Source organism: Mesorhizobium caraganae, assembly GCF_016836705.1.
Classification (GTDB): Bacteria; Pseudomonadota; Alphaproteobacteria; order Rhizobiales; family Rhizobiaceae; genus Mesorhizobium; species Mesorhizobium caraganae.
This window is the reverse complement of record NZ_JAFCGY010000013.1, coordinates 76391-101644: the sequence shown is the minus strand read 5'-3', so window position 1 is coordinate 101644 and position 25254 is coordinate 76391. Positions and strand designations below refer to the sequence as shown.

Below are 25254 nucleotides of genomic sequence, written 5' to 3'. Positions count from 1 at the left end.
GTCTGGGGTCGACTGAAGAAAGTCTGGTCAAGGCGGGATCCGGTGGTTGCAATGAACAGGAACTACGTCCTGCTTTTCCTGTTCAGCCTGCTGCTGACGGCCAGTGGGCTGGCTTCGCTGCCGCCGATCGACCGCGATGAATCGCGTTTCGTCCAGGCCACCAAGCAGATGGTCGAAACCGGCGATTATGTCGACATCCGCTTCCAGGACATGTCGCGCTATCAGAAGCCGGTCGGCATCTACTGGCTGCAATCGGCGTCCGTGGCACTGAGCGGCGAGGGGGCCGGGGCGCCGATCTGGGTCTATCGCCTGGTCTCGGCGCTGGGCATCGCCATTGCCGTCGTGGCGATCGCCTGGACAGGCGCCAGTCTTTTCGGCGCCAATGCCGGCCTCGCGGCCGGGCTGATCATGGCAGCGATCTTCGCCACCGCCTTCGAAGGCCGCGACGCCAAGACGGACGCCATGCTTCTGGCCTGCTGCATTGCGGCGCAAGGCGCCCTGGCGCGGATCTACACCGCCTCGCGCCGCAACGAACCGGTGGCTGCCCATCTCTGGTGGATATTCTGGGTGACGCAGGGCATTGCGATCCTGATCAAGGGACCGATCGCGCCTCTGTTGTCGGCGCTGACAGTTGCGGCGCTGTTCGCTTTCGAGCGCGATGGGCGCTGGTTGAAAAACCTGAAAGTCGGCCGCGGCCTTTTGATCGTGCTCTTGATCGCACTGCCCTGGCTCGCGCTGATCACCTGGAAGAGCCATGGCGCCTTCCTGCAGCAAGCGGTCGGCAAGGACATGCTGGGCAAGGTCGCCTCAGGCGAGGAATCGCACGGCATTCCGCCCGGCTTCTATGTGCTGACCTATTCGCTGTTCATGTGGCCGTTCGGGCTGATCGCCGTCGGCGCCGGGCTGCAGGCGCTCAACCGCTTGCGCGACGATCCGCGCCTGCGCTTTTGCCTCGCGTGGTACATCCCGTTCTGGCTGGTGTTCGAGCTGATCCCGACCAAGCTGCCGCATTATGTGCTGCCGGCCTATCCTGGCATGGCGCTGCTGGTCGGCTGGCTTCTGACCCTGCAGCCGGAGGACGCCAATGCGCCGCTCAAGCGCTGGCAGTCATGGCTTTGGTGGTCGACCGCCTTCGGTCTTGGCCTGGTCAGCATCGGCCTGGCCGTTGTCTCGGTTGGCGCGCCGATCTATCTCGCCAAGGTATTCTCGTGGTGGAGCATTCCGGCCGCGCTTGCCGCGCTCGTCACCGGCTATCTCGCCTTCCCCCGCCGTTTGCAGGTGTCGCTCCCCCGCATCGGTGCGATCGCGGCCGGCGCCGGCATCACCCTCGGCTTGCTGTTCGGGATGATTGCTCCGTCGCTGAAGCCGATCTGGCTGAGCCCGGCGATCAAGGCCGCGGTCGACGCGAACCGTCCCTGCGACACGACCGTGCTTGCCTCGGCGCCGTATCACGAACCGAGCCTTGTCTTCCTGGTCGGGACCAAGACAATCCTGACCGATGTCGACGGCGTCGCCGCACACCTGCTCGGCGATCCGGCTTGCGCGCTCGGGCTGGCGCCTGTCGCCGACGAGAAGAAGCTGAACGACATGCTGGCCGCGCAAGGCAAGACGGCCAACCGCCTGGCCGAGATCGACGGCCTCAATTATTCCTCGGGCGACAGGCTGTCGCTTGGCCTCTATCGGGTGGCCAAGTGAAAACTCCCGTGACGCCATCTGTGGTGTTTCGTCGGTCGCGCGACAATCTCCTCGACACGATGCGTATCGTGCGGCGGCGCCTGGCGACGCGCCCGGCCCGCTACCCGAAAATCCTGTGGTCGGTCTGGGCTGTGGCCTGGCTTTTGCTGACGATCGCGGTCTCGATCCGTTTTGACGACGCAGCAGGGGCGATGGTGAGGCAGTGGCCGCCCGGCTTCAAACGCTTCACAGAATTTTTCACCGTCTTCGGCCTGGGCGGCTGGTATCTCATTCCGTCGGCACTGGTGCTGCTTGCCGCGAATCTGACGGATTGGCGCAGTCTTTCCAGGCGCGCGCGGATGACCCTCTACAACTGGACCTCTTTTGCTTTCATAGTGGTGGGTTCGATCGCGGCGTCCGCTGTGGTCGTCAATGTGCTGAAATATGGCGTCGGAAGAGCCAGGCCGATGAATTTCAGCAAGCTCGGCGATCTGTCGCTGCATCCTTTTGCCATGGAGGCGAGCTTTGCCAGTTTCCCGTCGGGCCATGCCACGACGATGGGCGTCATTTTCGGACTGGCGTTGCTGATGTTACCACAGCGCAAATGGATGCTGCTGGCCGCGACCCTGGCCATCGCGTCGACCCGGATTTTTGTCGGCGCACACTATCCGAGCGACACCGTCGCCGGCTTCGGTCTCGGTTGTGCCGTTGCCATCGCTACCGCGCTGGTCTTTACACGGCTGGGGTTTATCTTCCGCCACACGACAAACGGATTGCCGGTTCCTAAAACGACGTTCCGGCTGTTCCGGCGGGCTCGCAAACCAGACCGCAACGGTGCATCGCGGCAAACGAATCTCGGCATTGGGGCAACCCGGGCAAACCCCTGAATCGCCTGCGCCCTTGCATCCAGCGATATATAGCCGCTGCGGCTATTGGCTGTCGATGCCGCCCCAGCTCCGCACCAGCCGGGCCATGTCGGGCGCGCCGGCGGCTTCCTTCTCCAGCCCTTCGGCGACACCGACGCGATCGGCGACAGGGCGGTTCTGGCTGACCTTCCACTTGCCGCTGATCTCGGCGATCTCGATCTCCAGCCCGATAATGCCTTTGATCTGCGACTGGATAAAGTTTGGCGGCGCATCGGTCACCGCCCAGGGTGTCTCACGCTCGCCTTCCTGCGACAGCGTCAGATCGGAAATCTGCTGCGCGATCCACTGCGCATCGTCGATCACTCTGACCATCCCGCGCATCTGGACGATGGCATAGTTCCAGGTCGGCACCACCTTGCCGGTCTCGCGCTTGGTCTCGTACCAGGACGGCGTCACATAGGCGTCGGCGCCCTGGAACACCACCAGCACGGGCGATGCCGGATTGTCGGCCAGCAGCCGCCATTGCGGGTTGGCCTTGGCAAGGTGCGCGCGCAGCTTGCCGTTCGGCCCGGCCTCGGCGTCGAGCAGGAACGGAATGGCGTTGGCGATGGGGCCGTCCTGTCCATTTGAAATCAGCAGGCCAAGCGGGTGCGAACGGATGAGCCCATGCAGGACGTCCTGCCGCGTCTCTACGAAATGAGGAGGTTGGTACATGATCGGTCACGCCCTCTTCGGTTTCCAGAACCTGGCATTCTGCACCGTTCGGGCAGGCCGCGCCACATGTCAGGCGTGCCAGATCACATGGATCAGCGTAAACGTGCCAGATCACATGGATCAGCGTAAAACGGCATTCGTGCCCGTCACGGGCACGAATGTGAACGATGCCGGATCCGGGGACCTTAGCGCAGCCGCTTCGGCCGCGGATCCGACAATTCCCCGGCCAGGCGCCGGTCGAGATAGTCGGCGCATTCCTCGAGCAGCAGCTCGGAATCGTTGGCGAAGAAATGGTTGGCGCCGGGCAAGGTCTTCTGCGTGATGGTGATGCCCTTTTGCGTGTGCAGCTTGTCGACCAGGCCCTGCACATCCTTGGGCGGCGCCACCTTGTCGGCATCGCCATGGATGATCAGGCCCGATGACGGGCAGGGCGCCAGGAACGAGAAATCATAAGTGTTGGGCTGCGGCGCGATCGAAATGAAACCCTCGATCTCGGGACGGCGCATCAGAAGCTGCATGCCGATCCACGACCCGAAGGAATAGCCGGCGACCCAGCAGCTCTTGGAATCCGGATGCAGCGACTGCACCCAGTCGAGCGCTGCGGCCGCATCCGACAATTCGCCGGTGCCGTGGTCGAATTCGCCCTGGCTGCGGCCGATGCCGCGGAAATTGAAGCGAAGCGTGGTGAAATCGCGCTTCTGGAACATGTAGAAGAGGTCGTAGACGATCTTGTTGTTCATCGTGCCGCCGAACTGCGGGTGCGGATGCAACACGATGGCGATCGGCGCGCTCTTTTCCTTGGAAGGCTGGTAGCGGCCCTCCAGGCGGCCGGCCGGACCGGTGAAAATGACCTCAGGCATAAAATACTCCACGTGGCATAAGAATGCGCGGCGCCCGGAACAACTCTTTCCTCTGGCCTTGACGCAGGGCGAGCGTCTTCTTAGAAGCTAGTTTAGAATTGTTCAAAACTGGATAGCCAGCCGTAACGGCTCGGCCATCCCCACCGCAAGCCGCGTAAATAGGACGTCTTGCCTTGCAATTTCAAGGAAATAACGCGCTATCCCTGCGGAATGGGTTTTGACGGGATCGATTGAGCGAAAATGGCCGCAGCACGCGCCTATCTTGACTACAATGCCAGCGCGCCGCTCGTCACCGAGGCGCGTGAGGCGATGATTGCGGCGCTCGATCTCGTCGCCAATCCGTCGTCGGTGCATGCCGAGGGCCGCGCGGCGCGCCGGCTGATCGAGAACGCCAGGCGCGACGTGGCGGTGCTGGTCAATGCGAAACCCGAACATGTCGTGTTCACCTCAGGCGCGACCGAGGCTGCCTCGACGCTTTTGACGCCGGATTGGCAGATGGGCCGCGGCACTGTGCCCATGAGCCGGCTCTATGTCTGCGAAGCCGATCATCCTTGCCTGCTCAATGGCGGCCGTTTTCCGGCCGCGCAGGTGACGCGGATCGGTGTCGATGCCAACGGCATCGCCAATCTCGCTCAACTGACAGCCACTCTGGCCACGCATGACAAGGCTGAAGGCCTGCCGCTGGTGGCAATCCATGCCGCCAACAACGAGACCGGCGTCATCCAGCCGGTCGAGGCCATCGCCGCAATCGTCAAGGCGGCTGGCGGCATTCTGGTGGTCGACGCGGTGCAAGCGGTGGGCCGCGTTTCCATTGATATTTCAGCGGGTTACGCCGACTATTTGATTCTGTCTTCGCATAAGATTGGTGGTCCCAAAGGCGTCGGCGCGATTGTTGCCGCGGCCGATCTGATGATGCCGAAGCCGCTGATCAATGGCGGCGGCCAGGAAAAGGGCCATCGCGGCGGCACCGAAAACCTGGCGGCCATCGCCGGCTTTGGCGCCGTTGCACAGCAGGCTCTGGCCGGATTGCAGACCATGGACGGGGTGCGGGTTCGCCGCGACGAGGTCGAAACCATCATCAAAACACTGGTGCCGGACACAGAAATCTTCGGAACCGGTGCGCCAAGGCTTGCCAACACGACATTCTTCGCTATTCCCGGCGTCAAGGCCGAGACGGCGCAGATCGCTTTCGATCTGGCCGGCGTGGCGCTGTCGGCGGGATCTGCCTGTTCGTCGGGCAAGGTCGGGCCGAGCCATGTGCTGAAGGCCATGGGTTACGGCGACAGTCTCGGCGCTTTGCGCGTGTCCATCGGGCAGGCAACGAGTGCTGCTGATATCGAACTGTTCCGTACTGCGCTGGCGGGTATTGCCCAGCGCCGGGCGGGCAGGGAACAAGCCGCCTGAGGCGGCGAAAGAAATTCAGGCCTCGCGGCCTGGTAGAGCCGTGCGTTTGCAAGTGGCCGGGTGAATTCCCGGTCGAGACGCACTATATGGAACTTACGCCGCTTCCGACGCCCCAGGGGCGCCCGTTTGCGATGCCATAGTTTGAAAACTGTCGGGCCTTGACCCCGGCGTGGATGGAGAACGCTTATGCCTGCTGTGCAGGACACGATCGATCGGGTCCGAAAGATCGACGTCGACCAGTACAAATACGGATTCCAGACAGAGATCGCGATGGACAAGGCCCCCAAGGGCCTGAGCGAAGACATTATTCGCTTCATCTCGGCCAAGAAGGATGAACCGTCCTGGATGCTGGAATGGCGTCTGGGAGCCTATCGGCGCTGGCTGACGCTGGAAGAGCCGACCTGGGCGCGCGTCCACTATCCGAAGATCGATTTCCAGGACCTCTATTACTATGCGGCGCCCAAGAGCACGCCCGGCCCGACCTCGCTCAGCGACGTCGATCCCGAACTGCTGAAGGTCTACGAGAAGCTCGGCATTCCGCTCAGGGAACAAGAAATCCTCGCCGGCGTGCAGAAGACCGACGCGTCCGAGCTCGAGGAGCCCAGCGACAACGTCTACAAGTCGGGCCGTGTCGCGGTCGACGCGGTGTTCGATTCCGTCTCCGTCGTCACCACCTTCAAGAAGGAGCTGGCGCAGGCCGGCGTCATCTTCTGCTCGATCTCGGAAGCGATCCGCGAGCATCCGGAACTGGTGCAGAAGTATCTTGGCTCGGTCGTGCCGACCTCCGACAATTTCTACGCCACGCTGAATTCGGCCGTGTTCACCGACGGTTCCTTCGTCTTCGTGCCCAAGGGCGTGCGCTGCCCGATGGAGCTGTCGACCTATTTCCGCATGAACGAGAAGAACACCGGCCAGTTCGAGCGCACGCTGATCATCGCCGAGGAGGGGGCTTACGTCTCCTATCTCGAAGGCTGCACCGCGCCGCAGCGCGACGAGAACCAGCTGCACGCCGCGGTGGTCGAACTGGTGGCGCTCGACGATGCCGAGATCAAGTACTCGACGGTGCAGAACTGGTACCCCGGCGACGCCGAGGGCAAGGGCGGCATCTACAATTTCGTCACCAAGCGCGGCGACTGCCGCGGCGATCGTTCGAAGATCTCGTGGACGCAGGTCGAGACCGGCTCGGCGATAACCTGGAAATATCCAAGCTGCATCCTGCGCGGCGACGATTCCTCCGGCGAGTTCTATTCGATCGCGGTGTCGAACGGCTACCAGCAGGTCGATAGCGGCACCAAGATGATCCACCTCGGCAAGAACACGTCGAGCCGCATCATCTCCAAGGGCATCGCCGCCGGCTTCTCTCAGAACACCTATCGCGGCCAGGTCTCGGCGCATCGCAAGGCGACCAACGCCCGCAACTTCACCAATTGCGATAGTCTCCTGATCGGCGACCAGTGCGGCGCGCACACCGTGCCATACATGGAAGCCAAGAACTCGACGGCGCAGTTCGAGCATGAGGCGACGACCTCGAAGATTTCCGAGGACCAGAAATTCTACGTCATGCAGCGCGGCATTCCTGAAGAGGAAGCGATCGCGCTGATCGTCAACGGCTTCGTCAAGGACGTCATCCAGCAGCTGCCGATGGAGTTCGCGGTCGAAGCGCAGAAGCTGATCGGCATCAGCCTCGAGGGCTCGGTCGGCTGACCGGAGAGATATTCAGGAAAGAAAAGAATGCTTGAGATCAAGAACCTGCATGCCCGCATCGTCGATGACGGCACCGAGATCATCCGCGGCCTGAACCTGACGGTGAAAGCCGGCGAGGTCGCCGCCATCATGGGCCCGAACGGCTCGGGCAAGTCGACGCTGTCCTACATCCTCGCCGGCCGCGAGGACTATGAGGTCACCGAAGGCGACATCCTCTACAACGGCCAGTCCGTCCTCGAAATGGACCCGGCCGAGCGCGCCACCGCGGGCATCTTCCTCGCCTTCCAGTATCCGATGGAGATACCGGGCGTCGCGACCATGGAATTCCTGAAGGTGGCGATGAACGAGCAGCGCAAGGCGCGCGGCGAAGAGCCGTTGAAGATCCCGGAATTCCTGAAGCGGGTGAAGGAAGCGGCCGCCTCGCTCAACATGGACATGGCGATGCTGAAGCGGCCGCTCAATGTCGGCTTCTCCGGCGGCGAGAAGAAGCGCGCCGAGATCCTGCAGATGAAGCTCTTGGAGCCGAGACTCTGCGTGCTCGACGAGACCGATTCCGGCCTCGACATTGATGCGCTGAAGATCGTCTCGGACGGCGTCAACGCGCTGCGTTCGCCGGAGCGCGCCATCGTCGTCATCACCCACTACCAGCGTCTGCTCGAGCACATCGTGCCGGATAGCGTGCACGTGCTTTACAAGGGCCAGGTGATCAAGTCCGGCGACAAGTCGCTGGCACTCGATCTCGAAGCCAACGGCTATGCCGGCGTGATCGGCGAAGCCGCGTGAGATGCCAGAGGCGAAGCTGATGAACATGCATTCGATACCCCAGCGCACACAGGCCGAGACGGCGCTGATCGACGCCTTCGGCGAGCGGCTGTCGCTGCTGCCGGGCGACGGCGCGGTGACGCTGAAGCGCGACGACGCCATCGAGGCGATCAAGCACGGCTTGCCGACTCGGCGCCTCGAATCCTGGCACTATACGGATCTGCGCCGCCTGCTGACGTCGGTGCCGGCATTCGATTCTACGGCCGCCACCAAAGCGTTGCCGCCCATCGTCGAAGGCTCCGCCATCCTGGCCGTGCTGAACGGCGTCTCCGGCGCGAAATTCCCCGCGATCGAAGGCGTGACCGTCCAGCGCCTGTCGGAAAAGCTGACCGACGGCTCGATTGCTCCGGGCCTCGATCCCTATGGCAGCGATGACGCCATCGGCGCGCTGAACACCGCCTTTGTCGCCGACGGCTATTTCGTCGACATCGCCGATGGCGCCCAACTGGAAAAGCCCATCGAATTGCAGAACCTGCAAGCCGGCGGCCAGGTGCATGTGCGCTTTCCCGTGCGCGTCGGCGCCGGCGCCAAAGCTGCTATCGTCGAGCGTCAGGCCGGCGAGGGCGCGGCACTGGGCAGCTCCGTCAGCCAGGTCGTTCTGGGCGAGGGCGCCGAGGTGACCTGGCTGATCGTCCAGGAACAGCCGGAAACGGCCACGCATCTTGCGCAGTTCAAGGCGCATCTCGGCAAGAATTCGAAGCTGACCGTGTTCTTCATGAATGCCGGCGGCAAGCTAGTCCGCCAGGAGATCGTCGTCAGGACGACGGGCGAAGGCGCCGACTTCAAATTGCGCGGCATCAACCTTCTGGCCGGCGACACCCATACAGACGTGACCATGGTGCTCGACCATGCCGTGCCGCACACGACCTCGACGGAAGTGATCCGCAATGTCGTGACCGGAAAGGCGCGCGGCGTCTTCCAGGGTCGCATCAACGTTCATCAATACGCGCAGAAGACCAACGCCAAGATGGCCTGCAACACGCTGCTCCTGTCGGATGATGGCGAGTTCTCGACCAAGCCGGAGCTGGAAATCTTCGCCGACGACGTCATCTGCGGCCACGGCGCCACCGTCACCGAGATCGACCACAACCATCTGTTCTATCTGATGGCACGCGGCATCGACGAGAAGAGCGCCCGCGGACTTCTGGTGAAGGCGTTTGTGGCCGAAGTGATCGAGGAACTGGACGACGAGGCGATCGTCGAAGCCCTGGAAACAAGGCTGGACGACTGGTTCGTGGCGCATGGGTGAGGAGCGGTCGGCGTAGCCGGCAAAAAGCCAACGATTTGGCTTTTTGAGCGAAGAACGCCCGGAGCCATAGCGAAGGGCCGGCCAACGCTGGTGCCGGGTATCGAAAGACGGACGATGGACCAGAAACTCGAAACCACCCCTTACGACGTCGAGGCGATCCGCCGCGACTTCCCGATCCTGTCGCGCGAAGTCTACGGCAAACCGCTCGTCTATCTCGACAATGGCGCCTCGGCACAGAAGCCTCAGGTGGTGCTGGATACGATCCAGCACGCCTATTCCCAGGAATACGCCAACGTCCATCGCGGCCTGCATTTCCTGTCCAACGCCGCGACCGACGCCTATGAAAAGGCGCGCGAGACGGTGCGTCGCTTCCTCAACGCGCCGAGCATCGACAACATCGTCTTCACCTCGAACACGACAGCCGCCATCAACACCGTCGCTTACGGCTATGGCATGCCCAACATCGGCGAGGGCGACGAGATCGTGCTGTCGATCATGGAGCACCACTCCAACATCGTGCCGTGGCATTTCATCCGCGAACGCCAGGGCGCCAAGCTGGTCTGGGTTCCGGTCGACGATCTCGGCGTCTTCCACATCGAGGAATTCGAAAAGCGCCTGACCAGCAAGACGAAGCTCGTCGCCATCACTCAGATGTCGAATGCGCTGGGCACGGTGACGCCGATCAAGGAGATCGTGCGCATCGCGCATGCCCGCGGCATTCCGGTGCTGGTCGACGGCAGCCAGAGCGCCGTGCATATGCCGATCGACGTCCAGGATCTCGACTGCGACTTCTTCGTCTTCACCGGCCACAAGGTCTACGGGCCCTCCGGCATCGGCGTGCTCTACGGCAAAAAGGACATTCTGCAGGGCATGCGCCCCTTCATGGGCGGCGGCGAGATGATCGAGGAGGTGACGGAAGACATCGTCACCTATAACGAGCCGCCGCATCGCTTCGAGGCCGGCACGCCGCCGATCGTGCAGGCGATTGGCCTCGGTGCAGCACTGGAGTACATGGAAAAAATCGGCCGCGAGCGCATTGCCGCCCACGAGGCCGATCTCAAGACCTATGCGCATGAACGGCTGCGCGCCATCAATTCACTGCGCATCTTCGGCGATGCCCCCGGCAAGGGCGCCATCATCTCGTTCGAATTGCAGGGCATTCACGCCCATGACGTGTCGATGGTGATAGACAGGCAAGGCGTGGCGGTCCGCGCCGGCACCCATTGCGCCCAGCCGCTGTTGAAACGCTTTGGCGTAACCTCCACATGCAGGGCATCGTTCGGCATGTATAATACAAGGGCCGAAGTCGACGCTTTGGCCGAAGCGCTTGAAAAAGCGCGCAAGTTCTTTGGATGATGACCATGGATGATGCGAGCCACACCACAGAGACCGCGCCGGAAGCGGCCATCAATCCGCTGGTTTCAGCTTCGACCATTCCGGCCGATGAACTGGCGCGGCTGACCGACGATATCGTCTCGGCGCTGAAGACGGTCTACGACCCGGAAATCCCGGCCGACATCTACGAGCTCGGCCTGATCTACAGGATCGACATCGAGGACGACCGCTCGGTCAAGATCGACATGACGCTGACCGCGCCCGGCTGCCCGGTGGCCGGCGAAATGCCGGGCTGGGTGGAAAACGCCGTCGGCGCCGTCGAAGGCGTCTCCGGCGTCGAGGTCAACATGACCTTCGACCCGCCCTGGTCCCCCGACCGCATGTCGGAAGAGGCGCAGGTGGCGGTCGGTTGGTACTAGGCTGGCAGAGGCTGGCGTACTTGCGCCAGTGGTAAAACTTCACCATTTTAGGTGAGGAATCATTCGGCGGGCCTTGAACCTGCATGGAATGGAAGAGGAAAAAGAATGGGACGCTTCGCCGTCATCACGATGACCGAAAAGGCCGCCGACCGGGTGCGCGAGATCGTCGCCACGCGTGACAATGCGCATGGCATCCGCTTGGGCATCAAGAAGGGCGGCTGCGCCGGCATGGAATACACAGTCGACCTGGTGACCGAGCCCAACACCAAGGACGACCACATCGAGCGCGACGGCGCCCATGTCTATGTCGCGCCCGAGGCAGCCCTTTTCCTGTTCGGCACCGAGATGGATTTCGAGCAGACGACGCTGCGCACCGGCTTCACCTTCCACAACCCGAACCAGAGTTCGGCCTGCGGCTGCGGCGAATCCGTCGAGCTGAAGCCGGCCGATCTGAAGGCGCTGGCAGAAGCGCGCGCATCGGCCTGACATCTCTTCCTTCGCCCCGTTCACGGGGAGAAGGTGTCACGAAGTGACGGATGAGGGGCAGCACCAGCTTATCCGAGGTCGCATCACGCCTTCCAAAGCTAGCGCCGCCCCGCTGCCGGCGTTCGTCATTCGAAAAGCCAAGCAATTGGCTTTTCGTCCGCTGCGCGGACCACTCCTTACCTCCCCGTAAACGGGGCGAAGAAGGCTATTTGACCCACATCCCTGTCCGCTTGTGCCAGTCGGCGATCGATTCCTCGGGATAGACGTCGAAGACCTTATCCTTTTTGCCGATCTCCGGCTCGACCCAGCTCGCCTTGTATTTCAGCATCAGATGCACCTTTTCCGGCGGCTTCGGCAGATCGCTGTCGATCGCCGAGGCGAAAGGGTGCACCAGATCCGGCCAGGTCGGATCGTAGAGCCACAGCGCCGATCCGCATTTCTTGCAGAAATTGCGCTCGCCCGACGAAATTTCGCACGTTGGATGCTCGTCGTCCTCGATCTCGGCACGAAAGACGCCGAGGCTGCGCTTGCCCCTGATCTTCAGCGTCTTGTAATCGGCGCCGAGATTGATGGCGAAACCGCCGCCGCCCTGCTGCTTGCGGCAGATCGAGCAGTAGCACAGCATGAACGGCACCGGCGTGTGGCTTTCCACCTCGAAATTGACGGCATCGCAGCGGCAGGACCCTTTGAGCAGAAGCGGCATGGCAAAACTCCGACGGATGGCTCTCAACTTGTCAGCATGGTTTTGGTTGCGGCAATGACAAGGCAAGATCGCGATGACATGATCGCGGCATGGACAATGAACGCATCGCCGAACTGTTCGAAGGCCTCGGCCCAGTCTCGATCCGAAAACTGTTCGGCGGCAAGGGCATCTATTTCGATGGCGTCATCGTTGCCATCGTGCTGCGCGGCGAATTGCTGCTCAAGGCCGACGAGCAAAGCGCGCCCGACTTCGAAGCCGCCGGCTGCAAGCAATGGACCTACACCGGCTCGCGCCACGGCAAACTGGTTGCCATGCCGTATTGGAGCATCCCCGACAGCGCCTTTGACGATCCCGACGAGATGATTGTCTGGGCGCGCCGGGCCTATGAGGCGGGGCGGCGAGCGGGCCAGTGAACCATGTACCGTCGAGTGGCGGCACTACAGCGCCTTCGCGATCCTTGCCGCCAGCCGCGCATTGTTCTCCACCAGCGCAATGTTGGTCTTCAAGCTCCGGCCGCCGGTCAGTTCCAGGATTTTTCCGAGCAGGAACGGCGTCACCGCCTTTCCCGTCACGTTCTGCACTTCCGCCGCTTTCTGCGCGGCCTCGATATAGCCGGCCATCTCGTCGGCCGGGATTTCGTCATCCTGCGGCACCGGGTTGGCGATCAGCATGCCGCCGCCGAGCCCCAGCGCAGCCCGGGTCTTGTAGAAATGCGCGATCTCTTCCGGCCTGTGCAGGGTCAGCGGCGCGCGGAAGTGCGACTGGCGCGACCAGAAGGCGGGCATGGTTTCGCAGCCATGGCCGATGACCGGAACGCCGCGCGTCTCCAGCACCTCCAGCGTCTTTTCGATGTCGAGGATCGCCTTGGCGCCGGCCGAGACGACGATGACCGGCGTGCGCGCCAGTTCGTCGAGGTCGGCCGAGATGTCGAAGCTTTTTTCCGCACCCTTGTGCACGCCGCCAATGCCACCGGTGGCGAACACTTTGATGCCGACCATATTGGCCGCGATCATGGTGGCGGCGACGGTGGTGCCGCCGGTGCGTCCCTCAGCAACCGCAAAGCCGAGATCGGCGCGCGACAGCTTCATGGCGTCGCCGGTCATGGCCAGCGACTCGCGCTCGCCGTCCGACAGCCCGATCTTGATGCGGCCGGCGACCACGGCGATCGTCGCCGGCACCGCGCCATTGTCCGAAATGATCTTTTCGACATTGGCCGCCATGGCGCCATTGTCGGGGTAGGGCATGCCATGGGTGATGATGGTGCTTTCCAGCGCCACCACGGGGCGCCTGGCGGCGAGCGCCTCGGCCACCGGCGGGTGGATGTCGATGAAGGGGCGGGCGCTTTGCGGGGTCATGACGGTCTCCGGTCCGAAGTGCTGCGCGTCCCCTTGGACGGCGCGCTCCGGCAATGGCAATTGGCCGCCCTCATGCCATTTCCTGCGCCTCCGGCACAAGAGCCAGTGCCTCGGCAAAGGTCGCGGCGGTGAAGGCCGGCACGGCATCCGCACTTTCGATGGCGAGCGTCGCCGCGGCAACGCCTTCACGCAGGGCTTGCCGCAATGCGAGGCCGCGCAGCAGGGCAGCGATGGTAGCACCGGCCAGGGCGTCGCCGGCGCCGGTGACGTCGGCGACCTTCCTCGGCGCCGGCGGCAGGATGGAGAAGGCGCCGGCTTCGTCGAAACCCAGCACAGGGCCATCGCCTGCCGTCACCACGCCACTCCTGAGGCCGTTGCAGCGCAAACCGTCGACGGTCGCGCGCTCGGTCGCATTGGCGCCGACGCCGGCCAGCACCATGGCCTCGCGCCGGTTCATGAAGACCTGCGCGAGCTCCTTCAGCACCGGTATCAGCCGCACCACCTTGGCCGGCGAAATGGCAATGGCATAAACCGGCTTGCCGGCGGCAAGGCCCACCAGCCGCTCGAGTGCTGACGACGGCAGATTGGCGTCGCACAGCACCGCATCGGCCGCGGCGACCACCTCGCGCACCTTGGAGCGGCGGATCTGCTTGGGGAAGGCGAGGTCGTAGAGCGCCATGTCAGCAAAGCCTGTGATCAGCTCGCCGTCGCGGTCGATCAGTGCGGTGTAGCTCGGCGTCGTGCGGTCGAGGAACACCGCCGACAGATCGGCAATGCCGGCTTCAGCGATGGCGCGCGAAACCGTCTCGCCCGCCGCATCGCCGCCGCGCATCGACATCAGCGAGGCCGAGACGCCGCGCCGCACGAGGCTGCGCAGCGCGTTGAAGACGCCGCCGCCGACATCTTCGCGCATCGTGCCGGGATTGGACGCCGCCGGTACGTAAGCGCCGGACACCTGGCCGCGCCGGTCGATATGGGCGCCGCCGACGGCCAGGATTTTTGCAGATTTCACCATGCCGGCGATATGACCTTTGTTATTCCTGCCGCACAAGCGTCCAGCAATTCCGGGAAAAGTGTGAAACGGTTTTCCCGGGAAAAGCGCGCAGCGCTTTCCCTTCGGAATTGCGTCAAAAGGAGATAGAGCAGTTCGCTGTTTCCATGAAACAGCGAACTGCTCTAGGCTGTGCGACGGAGCTTCGCAGGCAGGCGAGCGATTCGGACGGCGCCAAGCAGCCGGACCGCTTGGCCCAATGCGGGATGGGTCCGAATAACCAAACGATGAGACAAAAAAAGAACAAATCCGGATAAAGATTGATTTTCAGATATTTGACCCCTCTTGCCAAACGAGAACAAAAAAGGTACAAACTGGGCAGGGATTACGGATTGTCCGGCCTTCATTGACGACCAAGGGGTGATGTATCATGGCTCAGAATTCTTTGCGGCTTGTAGAGGACAAAGCGGTGGACAAATCAAAGGCTCTGGACGCGGCGCTGTCGCAAATCGAGCGCGCCTTCGGCAAGGGCTCGATCATGCGGCTTGGCGCCAATGAGCAGGTCGTCGAGATCGAAACCGTGCCGACCGGATCGCTCGGCCTCGACATCGCGCTCGGCGTCGGCGGCCTGCCGCGCGGCCGCATCGTCGAGATCTATGGGCCGGAAAGCTCGGGCAAGACGACGCTCGCGCTGCACACGGTTGCCGAAGCCCAGAAGAAGGGCGGCATCTGCGCCTTCGTCGATGCCGAGCACGCGCTCGACCCGGTCTATGCCCGCAAGCTCGGCGTCGACCTGGAGAACCTCCTGATCTCGCAGCCCGACACCGGCGAGCAGGCGCTGGAAATCTGCGACACGCTGGTGCGCTCCGGCGCCATCGACGTGCTGGTGGTCGATTCGGTGGCGGCGCTGACGCCGCGCGCTGAAATCGAGGGCGAAATGGGCGATTCGCTGCCCGGTCTCCAGGCTCGCTTGATGAGCCAGGCGCTGCGCAAGCTGACCGCGTCGATCTCGCGCTCCAACACCATGGTCATCTTCATCAACCAGATCCGCATGAAGATCGGCGTCATGTTCGGCTCGCCCGAAACCACCACTGGCGGCAATGCGCTGAAATTCTACGCTTCGGTGCGCCTCGACATCCGCCGCATCGGCTCGGTCAAGGACCGCGACGAGGTCGTCGGCAACCAGACCCGCGTCAAGGTGGTCAAGAACAAGCTGGCGCCGCCCTTCAAGGTGGTCGAGTTCGACATCATGTATGGCGAAGGCGTCTCCAAGACCGGCGAACTGGTCGACCTCGGCGTCAAGGCCGGCGTGGTCGAGAAGTCAGGCGCCTGGTTCTCCTACAATTCGCAGCGCCTCGGCCAAGGCCGCGAGAACGCCAAGCTGTTCCTGCGCGACAATCCCGACACGGCGCGCGAAATCGAACTGGCGCTCAGGCAGAATGCCGGGCTGATCGCCGAAAAGTTCCTCGAAAATGGCGGCCCTGAGCGCGGCGAAGACGACGGCTTCGAGGAAGAATCCGGCGCCATGTAGGGCACATGTAGGGCAATGGTCAGAGTTCGGCCATAAATCCAGTCTATTATCTGATGCTTAAGTACTGAGTTCTTTAGTATCGCGTTCCAAACCGCCGGCCTTCGCGCCGGCGGTTTTCGTTTTTGGATGGTCGACGCGCTGCTCGATTGGCCCAATTCCGTGTTTCTGGACAGGGTGGGGCGTGCCCGCTAAAAGGCCAAGTCGATCTTCTAAAAGCAGAGACCAGTTTCCGCCGGCCGTGCCGGCGGTTTTCGCGAAAAGGCAGCAGTGATGAGTGGCGTGAACGAGATCCGGTCGACATTCCTCGACTATTTCCGCAAGGAGGGCCACGAGGTCGTGGCCTCGAGCCCGCTGGTGCCGCGCAACGACCCGACATTGATGTTCACCAATGCCGGCATGGTGCAGTTCAAGAACGTCTTCACCGGCCTGGAGAAGCGGCCCTATTCGCGCGCCACCACCGCGCAGAAGAGCGTGCGCGCCGGCGGCAAGCACAACGACCTCGACAATGTCGGCTACACCGCGCGCCACCTGACTTTCTTCGAAATGCTCGGCAACTTCTCCTTCGGCGACTATTTCAAGGAGCGTGCCATCGAGCTTGCCTGGAACCTGATCACCAAGGAGTTCGGGCTGAACAAGGACAAGCTGCTGGTCACCGTCTATCACACCGATGACGAGGCGGCTGGTTTCTGGAAGAAGATCGCCGGTTTTTCCGACGACCGCATCATTCGAATCCCGACCTCGGACAATTTCTGGGCGATGGGCGACACCGGACCGTGCGGTCCGTGCTCGGAGATATTCATCGACCGCGGCGAACACATCTGGGGCGGCCCTCCCGGCAGCCCGGAAGAGGATGGCGACCGCTTCCTCGAATTCTGGAACCTGGTGTTCATGCAGTATGAGCAGGTCACCAAGGAAGAGCGTATCGACCTGCCGCGCCCATCGATCGACACCGGCATGGGCCTGGAACGCATGGCGTCGATCCTGCAAGGGGTGGAAAGCGTCTTTGAAACCGATTTGTTCCGCCACCTGATCGATGCGGCGTCGTCGGCGCTCGGGCAGGGGCCTGACAAGGAGACGGTCGCGTCCTTCCGCGTCATTGCCGACCATCTGCGCTCCTCCTCCTTCCTGGTCGCCGATGGCGTGCTGCCGTCGAACGAGGGCCGTGGCTATGTGCTGCGCCGCATCATGCGCCGGGCCATGCGCCATGCGCAGCTGCTCGGCGCCAAAGAGCCATTGATGTGGAAGCTGGTGCCGGCGCTGGTGCGCGAGATGGGCCAGGCCTATCCCGAACTGCTGCGCGGCGAACAGCTGATCACCGAGACGCTGAAGCTCGAGGAAACCAGGTTCCGCAAGACGCTGGTGCGCGGCCTCGGCCTGCTCTCGGAAGCGACTGAAACGCTTCATGCCGGCGACATGCTGGACGGCGAGACCGCCTTCAAGCTCTACGACACCTACGGCTTCCCGCTCGATTTGACGCAGGATGCGCTGCGCCAGCGCAGCATCTCGGTCGATCTTGCCGGCTTCACCCATGCGATGGAGCAGCAGAAAGCCGAGGCGCGCAAGCATTGGACCGGCTCCGGCGAGGCCGCCACCGAAACCGTGTGGTTTTCGGTGCGCGAACAGACCGGGGCCACCGAATTCCTCGGCTACGAGACTGAAGCTGCGGAAGGCCTTATCCAGGCGCTGGTCAAGGACGGCAAGACCGTCGACAGCGCCGGCAAGGGCGATGCGGTGGCGGTGGTCGTCAACCAGACGCCGTTCTATGGCGAATCCGGTGGCCAGATGGGCGACACCGGCGTCATCTCCGGCGAAGGTTTCTCGATCGAGGTTTCCGACACGCAGAAGAAGGCTGACGGTCTGTTCGTGCATCTGGGCAAGGTGGCAAGCGGCACCGTAAAAACGGGTGCCGCCGTCGAGCTGAAGGTTGATCATGCGCGCCGCACCAGGCTGCGCGCCAACCATTCCGCGACGCATCTGATCCACGAGGCTTTGCGCGAGGTGCTGGGCACCCATGTCGCGCAGAAAGGCTCGCTGGTCGCGCCGGAGCGGCTGCGTTTCGACATCTCGCACAACAAACCGATCTCGGCGGAAGACCTCGAAGAGGTCGAACGCATGGCCAACGAAATCGTCGTCCAGAACAGCCCGGTGACGACCCGCCTGATGTCGGTCGACGATGCCATTGCCGAAGGCGCCATGGCGCTGTTCGGCGAAAAATACGGTGACGAGGTGCGTGTCGTCTCGATGGGCACCGGCCTGCACGGCGCCAAGGCCAACCGGCCCTATTCGGTCGAGCTCTGCGGCGGCACCCATGTCCGGGCAACCGGCGATATCGGTCTGATCCGCGTCGTCTCCGACAGCGCGGTCGCCGCCGGCGTGCGCCGCATCGAGGCGCTGACCGGCGAAGCCGCGCGCAAACATCTCGACGAGCAGGACAGGCGGTTGAAGGCCGTCGCCTCGACATTGAAGATCTCGCCGGCCGACGTGCCGGCGCGTGTCGAGACGCTGCTTGAAGAGCGCAAGAAGCTCGAGAAGGAGCTGAGCGAAGCGCGCAAGAAACTGGCGCTCGGCGGCGGCGCCGCGGCCGGCGCGCCCTCGGAGAACGAGACCGTCGCCGGTGTCGGCTTCCTCGGCAAGGCGGTTTCCGGCGTGTCGCCTAAGGATTTGAAGCCGCTGGCCGATGCGGGAAAAACCTCGCTCGGCTCCGGCGTTGTCGTCTTCGTCGGCGCCGGTGAGGACAACAAGGCAAGCGTCGTCGTCGCCGTCACCGACGACCTTGTCGGCCGCTTCAGCGCCGTCGATCTGGTGCGCGTTGCGTCCGCCGCCTTGGGCGGGCAGGGTGGTGGCGGCCGGCCCGACATGGCGCAGGCCGGCGGCCCGGATGCCTCGAAGGCCAATGATGCCATTGCCGCGGTCAAGGCAGCGCTGGAGGCAGCCTGAAAGCCGCCTTATGCCCGATAGCCCCGGCAAGCCTGATAGTCCTGGCAAGAAGGTGCTCGTCCTCGGCGGCTATGGACTGATCGGCGAAGCCGTCGTCGGCCGTCTGCTGGGCGACGGACATCAGGTCACCGGCCTCGGCCGCGATATCGGGGATGCCGCGCGGCGTTGGCCGGCGGTGCGCTGGATCGCGGCCGACATGGCGCACCTGCTGACCGCTGAAGACTGGCTGCCGATGCTCGCGGGCATGGATGCGGTGGTGAATGCCGCAGGCGCCTTGCAGGACGGCCCACGCGACCGCCTCGACGCCATCCATCGCGGCGCGGTCGTGGCGCTGGTCGCCGCCTGCGAACAGGCCGGTATCAGCCGTTTCGTGCAGATCTCCGCCATCGGTGCCGATCCCACCTCATCAGATGTTTTCTTCAGCACCAAAGGCGAGGGCGACAAGGCCGTCACAAATTCATCGCTCGAATGGACGATCCTGCGCCCGGGCCTGGTGATCGCGCCTGCCGCCTATGGCGGGACGGCACTTTTGCGCGCGCTTGCCGCCTTTCCCAGTTTCATCCCTGCCGTGATGGCGCGCCGGCCCATCCAGACCGTGGCGGTCACGGATGTCACTGAGGCCGTGTCGCGTGCGGTTGCCGGATCCCTGCCGCCGCGTCTTTCCGTCGATCTCGTCGAAGCCGAGCCGCGCCCGCTCGCCGATGTGCTGTTTGCCTTCCGGGCATGGCTTGGACTGCCGCCGGCCCGCCTGGTGCCGATGCCGGCGTTTCTCGGTGGGATCGCGGCTGTTGTTGCCGATGGCCTTGGGCTGCTTGGCTGGCGCTCGCCTCTGCGCAGCGCAGCCCTGGCCGCGTTGGCGCGCGGCGTGACCGGCAATGCCCGGTCCTGGAACGAGATATCGGATCATAAGCTGCAGCCGCTGGAGGCAACGCTGGCCGCCATGCCCGCCCATGTTCAGGAGCGGTGGTTTGCCCGGCTCTGGTTGCTGAAACCGGTCGTATTCGGGGTGCTGTCGCTGTTCTGGCTGGTGTCCGGAATTGTCGGCTTTGCCAGGCAGGATGTGGCCGCCGACATTCTAGTCTCGCATGGCCTGACGCCGGCGCTCGCCCTTCGAATGGTGCTTGCCGGAAGTGTCGCCGACATTGCTGTCGGGGCCGCTGTTCTCGTGCGGTCCTTGGCGCGCCTTGCACTGATGGGGATGATTGCCATCACGCTGGTCTATCTTGGCGCGGCAACCGCGCTTGCGCCCGATCTGTGGCTCGATCCTTTGGGAGCAATCGTGAAGGCTGTTCCCGCACTGTGCCTTGCCCTGGTGGCCTTGGCGATTTTGGACGAGCGATGAACCTCTGGGTCGACCTCCTGCGCTGGCTGCATATCATCGGTGCCACGGTGTTGTTCGGCACCGGCGTCGGCATCGCCTTCTTCATGCTGATGGCGCAGCGCACCGGCCGCGCCGAACTCGTCGCCCATGTCGCGGACACCGTCGTCATCGCCGACACGATTTTCACCGCGACCGCCGTTATCGTGCAGCCGATCACCGGCGTGCTGCTGGCGCAGGCCGTGGGCTGGCCGCTTTCCGAAGGCTGGATCGTGCTGTCCCTGCTGCTTTATGTCGTGACCGGCCTGTTCTGGCTACCGGTGGTCTGGATCCAGATCCGCATCCGCAACCTGGCGCGACAGGCGGTCATCGAAAACGCGCCGCTGCCGCCTGAGCAAAAGCGTCTGTTTCGCATCTGGTTTGCGTGCGGCTTTCCGGCCTTCGCCGCCGTGCTCGGCATTCTCTGGCTGATGGTCACAAGGCCGGCAATCGGCCTTTAAAACCTTAGCTCTGCTTCGCCGCCTTCAGCGCGCGCGTCATTCTGCTGGAGTCGCCCCAGGTGGACAGCCAGATCAGCACGTCGGTGGCGACTGAAATCAGCGACCGCAAAAAGTTCAGCGCCGGGCCGGGCGATTTCAGCTGCTGTTCGGCATGATGGAGATGGGCAAGCTCTTCCTCGCGGATCGCCAGGATGATGCCGTGCAATCCGGTGTCGCGGTTGGCCAGAAAGAAAAGCTGGTCGTCCAGATGGCGATGTACCGTCGCTTCGACAGCTGCCGTGCAAGCCCAGATGCCTTGCGGGCCGAGCAGGGCGGTCACAAAACCCAGCAGCCAGCCGCCCCAGCTCCAGAATTGCATCACCCGGCACGGTCGCGACTGCCGCTCCGGCATGGTGGAGCGGAACGCTGCGCAATGCGTGCGCTCGTGCCCGAGCATCTCCGACAAGGATGGCACGCAACCCGGCCAGAAGCGTTTGGCGACCAGAATCTGGGCCGAATAGATCCTGATCGCACCGAACTCACCGGCGTGGTTGACCCGGACTATTCTGGCAATGGTGAGCGCGTCCTGGCGAGAAAGGTCAGCCATGGGCGCCCCCTAATCTCATGTCAGCCCGCCGCCAGGCTCGGACGTTTTGCAATTCCGTCCCACCAGGCCTGGATGTCGGCGAACGCGGCAAGCAGCTTTTGCCCGTCGGGGACCTTGAGGAAATAGGCGATGATGGATGCCGCATGCAGGTCGGCCAGCGTCAGCTGATCGCCGAGCAGCCACGGCCCGGGCGCTTTGAGGGAGGTAAGCACCCTGAGCACCGTTTCGGCCTGGCGCAGTCCGTTGGCGATCAGCGCCTCGTCGGGCGCTTCCTTCTCCAGCCGCTCGACAGCGACATCCCAGACCATCGACCTGTAGGCATAGGCGTCGAGCATGCCGATGATCTGGTTCATCCGTGCGCGGCCGTGCGGGTCGTTCGGCTGCAGCGCCGGGCCGTCGAACGCCTCATCGACATAGCGGGCGATTGCGCTGGTCTCGAACAGTCGAAAGCCGTTGTGCTCGAAGGCAGGGATGCGGCCGAACGGGTGGTGCTCAAGATACCAGGCCGGAATGCCCTCGGCCGCGAAGATATCGAGAGGCACGAGTTCGTAGCCGACGCCTTTTTCCGCCAACACGAGGCGGACGATGCGGAAATAGACGCTGTAATCAGCGCCGTAGAGGGTCGGCTTGGTCATCGCTCAGCCCTTCGCTCCTGCTCGCATTGCTCGTCCAAAAAGCGAAGGCTCCTCTCGGAGCCTTCGTTGTCGGGTTACGCCATCGCCTTTTGCAGATTCTCGTCGATCTTGTCGAGGAAGCCGGTGGTCGACAGCCAGGGCTGGTCGGGGCCGATCAAAAGCGACAGGTCCTTGGTCATGAAGCCGCTCTCGACCGTCTGGATGCAGACCTTTTCCAGCGTCTCGGCAAAACGCTTCAGTTCGGCATTGTCGTCGAGCTTGGCCCGGTGGGCGAGCCCGCGCGTCCAGGCGAAGATCGAGGCGATCGAATTGGTCGAGGTTTCCTCGCCCTTCTGGTGCTGGCGGTAGTGGCGCGTCACGGTGCCGTGCGCGGCTTCCGCCTCCACCGTCTTGCCGTCCGGCGTCATCAGCACCGAAGTCATCAGGCCGAGCGAACCAAAGCCTTGCGCCACCGTGTCGGACTGGACGTCGCCATCATAGTTCTTGCAGGCCCAGACATAACCGCCCGACCATTTCAGGCTCGACGCCACCATGTCGTCGATCAGGCGATGCTCGTACCAAAGCTTCTTCGCCTTGAACTCGGCTTCGAATTCGGCTTCGTAGACTTCCTGGAAGATGTCCTTGAAGCGCCCGTCATAGGCTTTCAGGATGGTGTTCTTGGTCGAGAGATAGACCGGATAGTTGCGCAGCAGGCCGTAATTCAGCGAAGCGCGGGCGAATTCGCGGATCGAATCGTCGAGATTGTACATGGCCATGGCGACACCGGCGCCGGGCGCGTCGAACACATCATGCTCGATCACCTTGCCGTCCTCGCCGACGAACTTGATGGTCAGCTTGCCCTTGCCGGGGAAACGGAAATCGGTGGCGCGGTACTGGTCGCCGAAGGCGTGACGGCCGACGATGATCGGCTTGGTCCAGCCCGGCACCAGCCGCGGCACGTTCTTCATGATAATCGGCTCGCGGAAGATGGTGCCGCCGAGGATGTTGCGGATGGTGCCGTTCGGCGACTTCCACATCTTCTTCAGCTTGAATTCCTCGACGCGCTGCTCGTCGGGGGTGATCGTCGCGCATTTGACGCCGACGCCCCATTTCTTGATGGCGTTGGCCGAATCGATGGTCACATGGTCGTTGGTGGCGTCGCGGTGCTCGATGCCGAGGTCGTAATATTCGAGCTTGAGGTCGAGATAAGGGTGGATCAGCTTGTCCTTGATGAACTGCCAGATGATGCGGGTCATCTCGTCGCCGTCGAGTTCGACGACCGGGTTCGCCACCTTGATCTTCGCCATGGAAAGAATGCCTCGCTTTTGGGGAACAAAACGGCCTTGCCCGCATGGCTTTCGGCCGGGGATGCGGCCCGTATATCAAAGCCTTTTTGGCGGCGCAAACGCCGATCGGCGCTGAATGGGCCGTCCGCGCGGCGACCTGGTGTTTTCGCAAACGCTTCATTTTGGCGGGTGGATGTGGCAGGGAACGCTGAAAATGCCGCAAACAGCAGTTCATTGAGATCATGTCCGCCGCGCAACCTCCTGAAAACGTCTCCGCCGCCGGCCCGGCGATCATCCTCGTCGAGCCGCAACTCGGCGAGAATATCGGCATGGTCGCGCGCGCCATGGCCAATTTCGGTCTGTCGGAACTCAGGCTCGTCAATCCGCGCGATGGCTGGCCAAGCGAGAAGGCGCGCGCTGCCGCCAGCCGCGCCGACCATGTCATCGATGCCGTCACCGTGTTTGGCGATCTGGCGTCCGCGGTGGCGGATCTCAATTTCGTCTTCGCCACCACCGCGCGTGAGCGCGACGGCTTCAAGCCGGTGCGCGGACCGGTCGAGGCGGGCAGGGCGCTGAGGGCTCGTCAGATAGCTGGCCAGCGCACCGGCATCCTGTTCGGCCGCGAGCGGTTCGGTCTCTACAATGATGAGGTCGGGCTCGCCGACGAGATCGTCACTTTTCCGGTCGATCCCGGCTTTTCGTCGCTGAACATCGCCCAGGCCGTGCTGTTGATGTCCTATGAGTGGATGAAGTCGGGCCTGGAGGATGAGACGACGACCAATTTCTCCAGCCCGGAAATGAAGCCGGCGAGCAAGGAAGAGTTGCACGGCCTGTTTGCCTATCTCGAAGGCGCGCTCGAAGCGCGCGGCTATTTCCGCCCGGCGCCGAAGAAGCCGAAGATGGTCGACAACCTGCGCGCTGTCCTGACGCGCGCCGGGTTTGCCGAGTCGGAACTGAAGGTGCTGCGCGGCATCATTTCGTCGCTGGACCGGTTTTCGCCGGCCATGCCGCGCGGCGACGGCTCGCCCGGAGACGATCCGAGACGGCTTCCGGCCGCCGCGCGAAACCGGAAGACAGACCAAGAAGGTTAAGGTCTGTAAGCTTCGAACGTCCGGCGTAACTGAATATTATCTGGTGCTGATCTATTGTTGTGAAAACGGTGGGTCGCTCATGTTCACCTCCAATATCGGCCGCATGCGCTTCTTCTTCTATTCCCTTGGGGTAGCTTTCCTCGAGGCCATGGCTGCTCTGGTGTGCATTGTCGGCACGATGGGCTTTGAGGGCTTCATCAACTCCGCGCCTGGTCCGTCGCGGCAAGGAATGGCCGGCGCGGTCCTCATCGTTTCGCTGCTGGCTGTGGTTATGCGCGGCAACATCGCCTGGCGGCGCAGCCGCGACGCCAACGGGAAGGGCTGGATCCTGTGGTCCTACATCGTGTTCTGCGCCATCTACGCCTTCCTGCAGGCCGGCACGCTGCTGGTCATCGATTTCAACAATCCGGAAAGCACGCCCAGTGGTTTGAACCTGCTTGCGCTGTCGATCTTTGGCCTTTGGTGCACGATCCTGGTGGCGAAGCCGGTGGCGGGCAGCAATATCGATGAGCTGACATCGGTTTTCGATTTCGAGGGCGCTGTTCCGTCGGCCAGCGGCCGGATGGCCAACAGCGCTGCGCCATCCACTGCGCGCGCCGCCGCACCGGCCACACGCTCGGTGCCATCCGTCCAACCGGTGGGTCGGCCAAAGCCCGCGGGCTTCGGCAAGCGTGGGCTGTAGAGCAATCGGAAAGCGATCTTCGCCGGCTTTGCGCAAAACTTGGGTGAATTCGCCACTTCAAGACCATGATCGTTGCAGATAGAACGGCATCGGCCACATCACTGGCCAGCCCTTCTGATCTCCAGCC

The 25254-nt window shown here is 63.2% G+C and carries 24 protein-coding genes; 16 read left to right on the top strand and 8 right to left on the bottom strand.

The features are described 5' to 3' along the window. The first annotated feature begins 51 nt into the window (after window positions 1–51). The gene (locus tag JQK88_RS21275; protein ID WP_203279375.1) at window positions 52–1695 is read left to right on the top strand and encodes an ArnT family glycosyltransferase; all 1644 of its coding nucleotides are present in this window, start codon (window positions 52–54) and stop codon (window positions 1693–1695) included. A 143-nt stretch (window positions 1696–1838) separates the two neighbouring features. After that, a complete protein-coding gene (locus tag JQK88_RS21270) occupies window positions 1839–2561 on the top strand; it encodes a phosphatase PAP2 family protein (protein WP_246749970.1) in 723 nt (240 codons plus the stop codon). Window positions 2562–2603: 42 nt separating this feature from the next. Here the strand turns inward: JQK88_RS21270 and JQK88_RS21265 are convergent, their stop codons facing one another. Beyond that, window positions 2604–3254 carry an FMN-binding negative transcriptional regulator gene (locus tag JQK88_RS21265; protein ID WP_203279374.1) on the bottom strand — a complete coding sequence of 217 codons (651 nt, stop codon included), beginning with the start codon at window positions 3252–3254 and terminating at the stop codon, window positions 2604–2606. 185 nt (window positions 3255–3439) lie between these two features. Next, the gene (locus JQK88_RS21260; RefSeq protein ID WP_192253503.1) at window positions 3440–4114 is read right to left on the bottom strand and encodes an alpha/beta hydrolase; all 675 of its coding nucleotides are present in this window, start codon (window positions 4112–4114) and stop codon (window positions 3440–3442) included. 240 nt (window positions 4115–4354) lie between these two features. On the opposite strand from JQK88_RS21260, the gene JQK88_RS21255 reads away from it, so the two are divergent. The 7 genes from JQK88_RS21255 to sufA all read left to right on the top strand — a co-directional run bounded on the left by JQK88_RS21255 (window position 4355) and on the right by sufA (window position 11533). Further along, window positions 4355–5518, top strand: coding sequence for a cysteine desulfurase family protein (locus tag JQK88_RS21255; RefSeq protein WP_203279373.1), 1164 nt, complete (start codon window positions 4355–4357; stop codon window positions 5516–5518). 186 nt (window positions 5519–5704) lie between these two features. Then, window positions 5705–7222 carry a Fe-S cluster assembly protein SufB gene (gene sufB / locus JQK88_RS21250; RefSeq protein WP_192253508.1) on the top strand — a complete coding sequence of 506 codons (1518 nt, stop codon included), beginning with the start codon at window positions 5705–5707 and terminating at the stop codon, window positions 7220–7222. 27 nt (window positions 7223–7249) lie between these two features. Next, the gene (gene sufC, locus JQK88_RS21245) at window positions 7250–8005 is read left to right on the top strand and encodes a Fe-S cluster assembly ATPase SufC (protein WP_203279372.1); all 756 of its coding nucleotides are present in this window, start codon (window positions 7250–7252) and stop codon (window positions 8003–8005) included. Window positions 8006–8024: 19 nt separating this feature from the next. After that, window positions 8025–9293, top strand: coding sequence for a Fe-S cluster assembly protein SufD (sufD, locus tag JQK88_RS21240; RefSeq protein ID WP_203279371.1), 1269 nt, complete (start codon window positions 8025–8027; stop codon window positions 9291–9293). Window positions 9294–9407: 114 nt separating this feature from the next. Further along, window positions 9408–10649 (top strand): cysteine desulfurase, encoded by a 1242-nt coding sequence (locus JQK88_RS21235; protein ID WP_203279370.1) that lies wholly within the window; start codon window positions 9408–9410, stop codon window positions 10647–10649. A 5-nt stretch (window positions 10650–10654) separates the two neighbouring features. Next, window positions 10655–11047 (top strand): SUF system Fe-S cluster assembly protein, encoded by a 393-nt coding sequence (locus JQK88_RS21230; RefSeq protein WP_192253517.1) that lies wholly within the window; start codon window positions 10655–10657, stop codon window positions 11045–11047. A gap of 105 nt (window positions 11048–11152) precedes the next feature. After that, entirely contained in the window at window positions 11153–11533 is a 381-nt protein-coding gene (gene sufA / locus JQK88_RS21225; RefSeq protein WP_013532156.1) for a Fe-S cluster assembly scaffold SufA, read from the top strand. 205 nt (window positions 11534–11738) lie between these two features. Here the strand turns inward: sufA and JQK88_RS21220 are convergent, their stop codons facing one another. Further along, a complete protein-coding gene (locus tag JQK88_RS21220) occupies window positions 11739–12236 on the bottom strand; it encodes a GFA family protein (protein ID WP_203279369.1) in 498 nt (165 codons plus the stop codon). 89 nt (window positions 12237–12325) lie between these two features. Between JQK88_RS21220 and JQK88_RS21215 the strand changes: the two genes are divergently transcribed. Further along, window positions 12326–12649, top strand: coding sequence for a TfoX/Sxy family protein (locus JQK88_RS21215; RefSeq protein WP_203279368.1), 324 nt, complete (start codon window positions 12326–12328; stop codon window positions 12647–12649). Window positions 12650–12673: 24 nt separating this feature from the next. Here JQK88_RS21215 and JQK88_RS21210 read toward each other — a convergent pair whose 3' ends face one another. Together JQK88_RS21210 and JQK88_RS21205 are read right to left on the bottom strand one after the other, a co-directional pair. Further along, window positions 12674–13591 (bottom strand): pseudouridine-5'-phosphate glycosidase, encoded by a 918-nt coding sequence (locus JQK88_RS21210; protein WP_203279367.1) that lies wholly within the window; start codon window positions 13589–13591, stop codon window positions 12674–12676. A gap of 70 nt (window positions 13592–13661) precedes the next feature. Beyond that, window positions 13662–14606 (bottom strand): carbohydrate kinase family protein, encoded by a 945-nt coding sequence (locus tag JQK88_RS21205; protein ID WP_203279366.1) that lies wholly within the window; start codon window positions 14604–14606, stop codon window positions 13662–13664. A 406-nt stretch (window positions 14607–15012) separates the two neighbouring features. Here JQK88_RS21205 and recA point away from each other — a divergent pair, with 406 nt between their 5' ends. The 4 genes from recA (at window position 15013) to JQK88_RS21185 (ending at window position 20868) form a co-directional block, all read left to right on the top strand. Further along, the gene (gene recA / locus JQK88_RS21200) at window positions 15013–16113 is read left to right on the top strand and encodes a recombinase RecA (protein WP_112561417.1); all 1101 of its coding nucleotides are present in this window, start codon (window positions 15013–15015) and stop codon (window positions 16111–16113) included. 270 nt (window positions 16114–16383) lie between these two features. Next, entirely contained in the window at window positions 16384–19050 is a 2667-nt protein-coding gene (alaS, locus tag JQK88_RS21195) for an alanine--tRNA ligase (protein ID WP_203279365.1), read from the top strand. A 10-nt stretch (window positions 19051–19060) separates the two neighbouring features. Further along, window positions 19061–20392 (top strand): SDR family oxidoreductase, encoded by a 1332-nt coding sequence (locus tag JQK88_RS21190; protein WP_203279364.1) that lies wholly within the window; start codon window positions 19061–19063, stop codon window positions 20390–20392. After that, window positions 20389–20868, top strand: a complete 480-nt coding sequence (locus JQK88_RS21185; RefSeq protein ID WP_192253531.1) for a DUF2269 family protein — start codon at window positions 20389–20391, stop codon at window positions 20866–20868. Before JQK88_RS21190 ends, JQK88_RS21185 begins: the two co-directional genes overlap by 4 nt. A gap of 4 nt (window positions 20869–20872) precedes the next feature. Here JQK88_RS21185 and JQK88_RS21180 read toward each other — a convergent pair whose 3' ends face one another. The 3 genes from JQK88_RS21180 to JQK88_RS21170 all read right to left on the bottom strand — a co-directional run bounded on the left by JQK88_RS21180 (window position 20873) and on the right by JQK88_RS21170 (window position 23375). Continuing rightward, window positions 20873–21454, bottom strand: a complete 582-nt coding sequence (locus JQK88_RS21180; protein WP_203279363.1) for a demethoxyubiquinone hydroxylase family protein — start codon at window positions 21452–21454, stop codon at window positions 20873–20875. A 20-nt stretch (window positions 21455–21474) separates the two neighbouring features. After that, window positions 21475–22089: a glutathione S-transferase family protein gene (locus JQK88_RS21175; protein WP_203279362.1), complete on the bottom strand. Its 615-nt coding sequence runs from the start codon at window positions 22087–22089 to the stop codon at window positions 21475–21477. 74 nt (window positions 22090–22163) lie between these two features. Further along, window positions 22164–23375 (bottom strand): NADP-dependent isocitrate dehydrogenase, encoded by a 1212-nt coding sequence (locus JQK88_RS21170; protein WP_192253536.1) that lies wholly within the window; start codon window positions 23373–23375, stop codon window positions 22164–22166. A gap of 221 nt (window positions 23376–23596) precedes the next feature. Between JQK88_RS21170 and JQK88_RS21165 the strand changes: the two genes are divergently transcribed. After that, the gene (locus tag JQK88_RS21165) at window positions 23597–24445 is read left to right on the top strand and encodes an RNA methyltransferase (RefSeq protein WP_203279361.1); all 849 of its coding nucleotides are present in this window, start codon (window positions 23597–23599) and stop codon (window positions 24443–24445) included. 79 nt (window positions 24446–24524) lie between these two features. Beyond that, entirely contained in the window at window positions 24525–25127 is a 603-nt protein-coding gene (locus tag JQK88_RS21160) for a DUF805 domain-containing protein (protein WP_192253541.1), read from the top strand. Window positions 25128–25254 lie beyond the last annotated feature (127 nt).

Excerpts from the sequence above, each read along its gene's own strand:
- JQK88_RS21215 (WP_203279368.1), top strand. The coding sequence starts at position 12,326 with ATGGACAATGAACGCATCGCCGAACTGTTCGAAGGCCTCGGCCCAGTC.
- JQK88_RS21220 (WP_203279369.1), bottom strand. The coding sequence starts at position 12,236 with ATGCCGCTTCTGCTCAAAGGGTCCTGCCGCTGCGATGCCGTCAATTTC.
- sufA (WP_013532156.1), top strand. The coding sequence starts at position 11,153 with ATGGGACGCTTCGCCGTCATCACGATGACCGAAAAGGCCGCCGACCGG.
- JQK88_RS21180 (WP_203279363.1), bottom strand. The coding sequence starts at position 21,454 with ATGGCTGACCTTTCTCGCCAGGACGCGCTCACCATTGCCAGAATAGTC.
- JQK88_RS21170 (WP_192253536.1), bottom strand. The coding sequence starts at position 23,375 with ATGGCGAAGATCAAGGTGGCGAACCCGGTCGTCGAACTCGACGGCGAC.
- JQK88_RS21275 (WP_203279375.1), top strand. The coding sequence starts at position 52 with ATGAACAGGAACTACGTCCTGCTTTTCCTGTTCAGCCTGCTGCTGACG.
- sufB (WP_192253508.1), top strand. The coding sequence starts at position 5,705 with ATGCCTGCTGTGCAGGACACGATCGATCGGGTCCGAAAGATCGACGTC.
- recA (WP_112561417.1), top strand. The coding sequence starts at position 15,013 with ATGGCTCAGAATTCTTTGCGGCTTGTAGAGGACAAAGCGGTGGACAAA.
- JQK88_RS21210 (WP_203279367.1), bottom strand. The coding sequence starts at position 13,591 with ATGACCCCGCAAAGCGCCCGCCCCTTCATCGACATCCACCCGCCGGTG.
- JQK88_RS21230 (WP_192253517.1), top strand. The coding sequence starts at position 10,655 with ATGGATGATGCGAGCCACACCACAGAGACCGCGCCGGAAGCGGCCATC.
- JQK88_RS21185 (WP_192253531.1), top strand. The coding sequence starts at position 20,389 with ATGAACCTCTGGGTCGACCTCCTGCGCTGGCTGCATATCATCGGTGCC.
- alaS (WP_203279365.1), top strand. The coding sequence starts at position 16,384 with ATGAGTGGCGTGAACGAGATCCGGTCGACATTCCTCGACTATTTCCGC.
- JQK88_RS21205 (WP_203279366.1), bottom strand. The coding sequence starts at position 14,606 with ATGGTGAAATCTGCAAAAATCCTGGCCGTCGGCGGCGCCCATATCGAC.
- JQK88_RS21175 (WP_203279362.1), bottom strand. The coding sequence starts at position 22,089 with ATGACCAAGCCGACCCTCTACGGCGCTGATTACAGCGTCTATTTCCGC.
- sufD (WP_203279371.1), top strand. The coding sequence starts at position 8,025 with ATGAACATGCATTCGATACCCCAGCGCACACAGGCCGAGACGGCGCTG.
- JQK88_RS21260 (WP_192253503.1), bottom strand. The coding sequence starts at position 4,114 with ATGCCTGAGGTCATTTTCACCGGTCCGGCCGGCCGCCTGGAGGGCCGC.
- JQK88_RS21235 (WP_203279370.1), top strand. The coding sequence starts at position 9,408 with ATGGACCAGAAACTCGAAACCACCCCTTACGACGTCGAGGCGATCCGC.
- JQK88_RS21165 (WP_203279361.1), top strand. The coding sequence starts at position 23,597 with ATGTCCGCCGCGCAACCTCCTGAAAACGTCTCCGCCGCCGGCCCGGCG.
- sufC (WP_203279372.1), top strand. The coding sequence starts at position 7,250 with ATGCTTGAGATCAAGAACCTGCATGCCCGCATCGTCGATGACGGCACC.
- JQK88_RS21255 (WP_203279373.1), top strand. The coding sequence starts at position 4,355 with ATGGCCGCAGCACGCGCCTATCTTGACTACAATGCCAGCGCGCCGCTC.
- JQK88_RS21190 (WP_203279364.1), top strand. The coding sequence starts at position 19,061 with ATGCCCGATAGCCCCGGCAAGCCTGATAGTCCTGGCAAGAAGGTGCTC.
- JQK88_RS21160 (WP_192253541.1), top strand. The coding sequence starts at position 24,525 with ATGTTCACCTCCAATATCGGCCGCATGCGCTTCTTCTTCTATTCCCTT.
- JQK88_RS21265 (WP_203279374.1), bottom strand. The coding sequence starts at position 3,254 with ATGTACCAACCTCCTCATTTCGTAGAGACGCGGCAGGACGTCCTGCAT.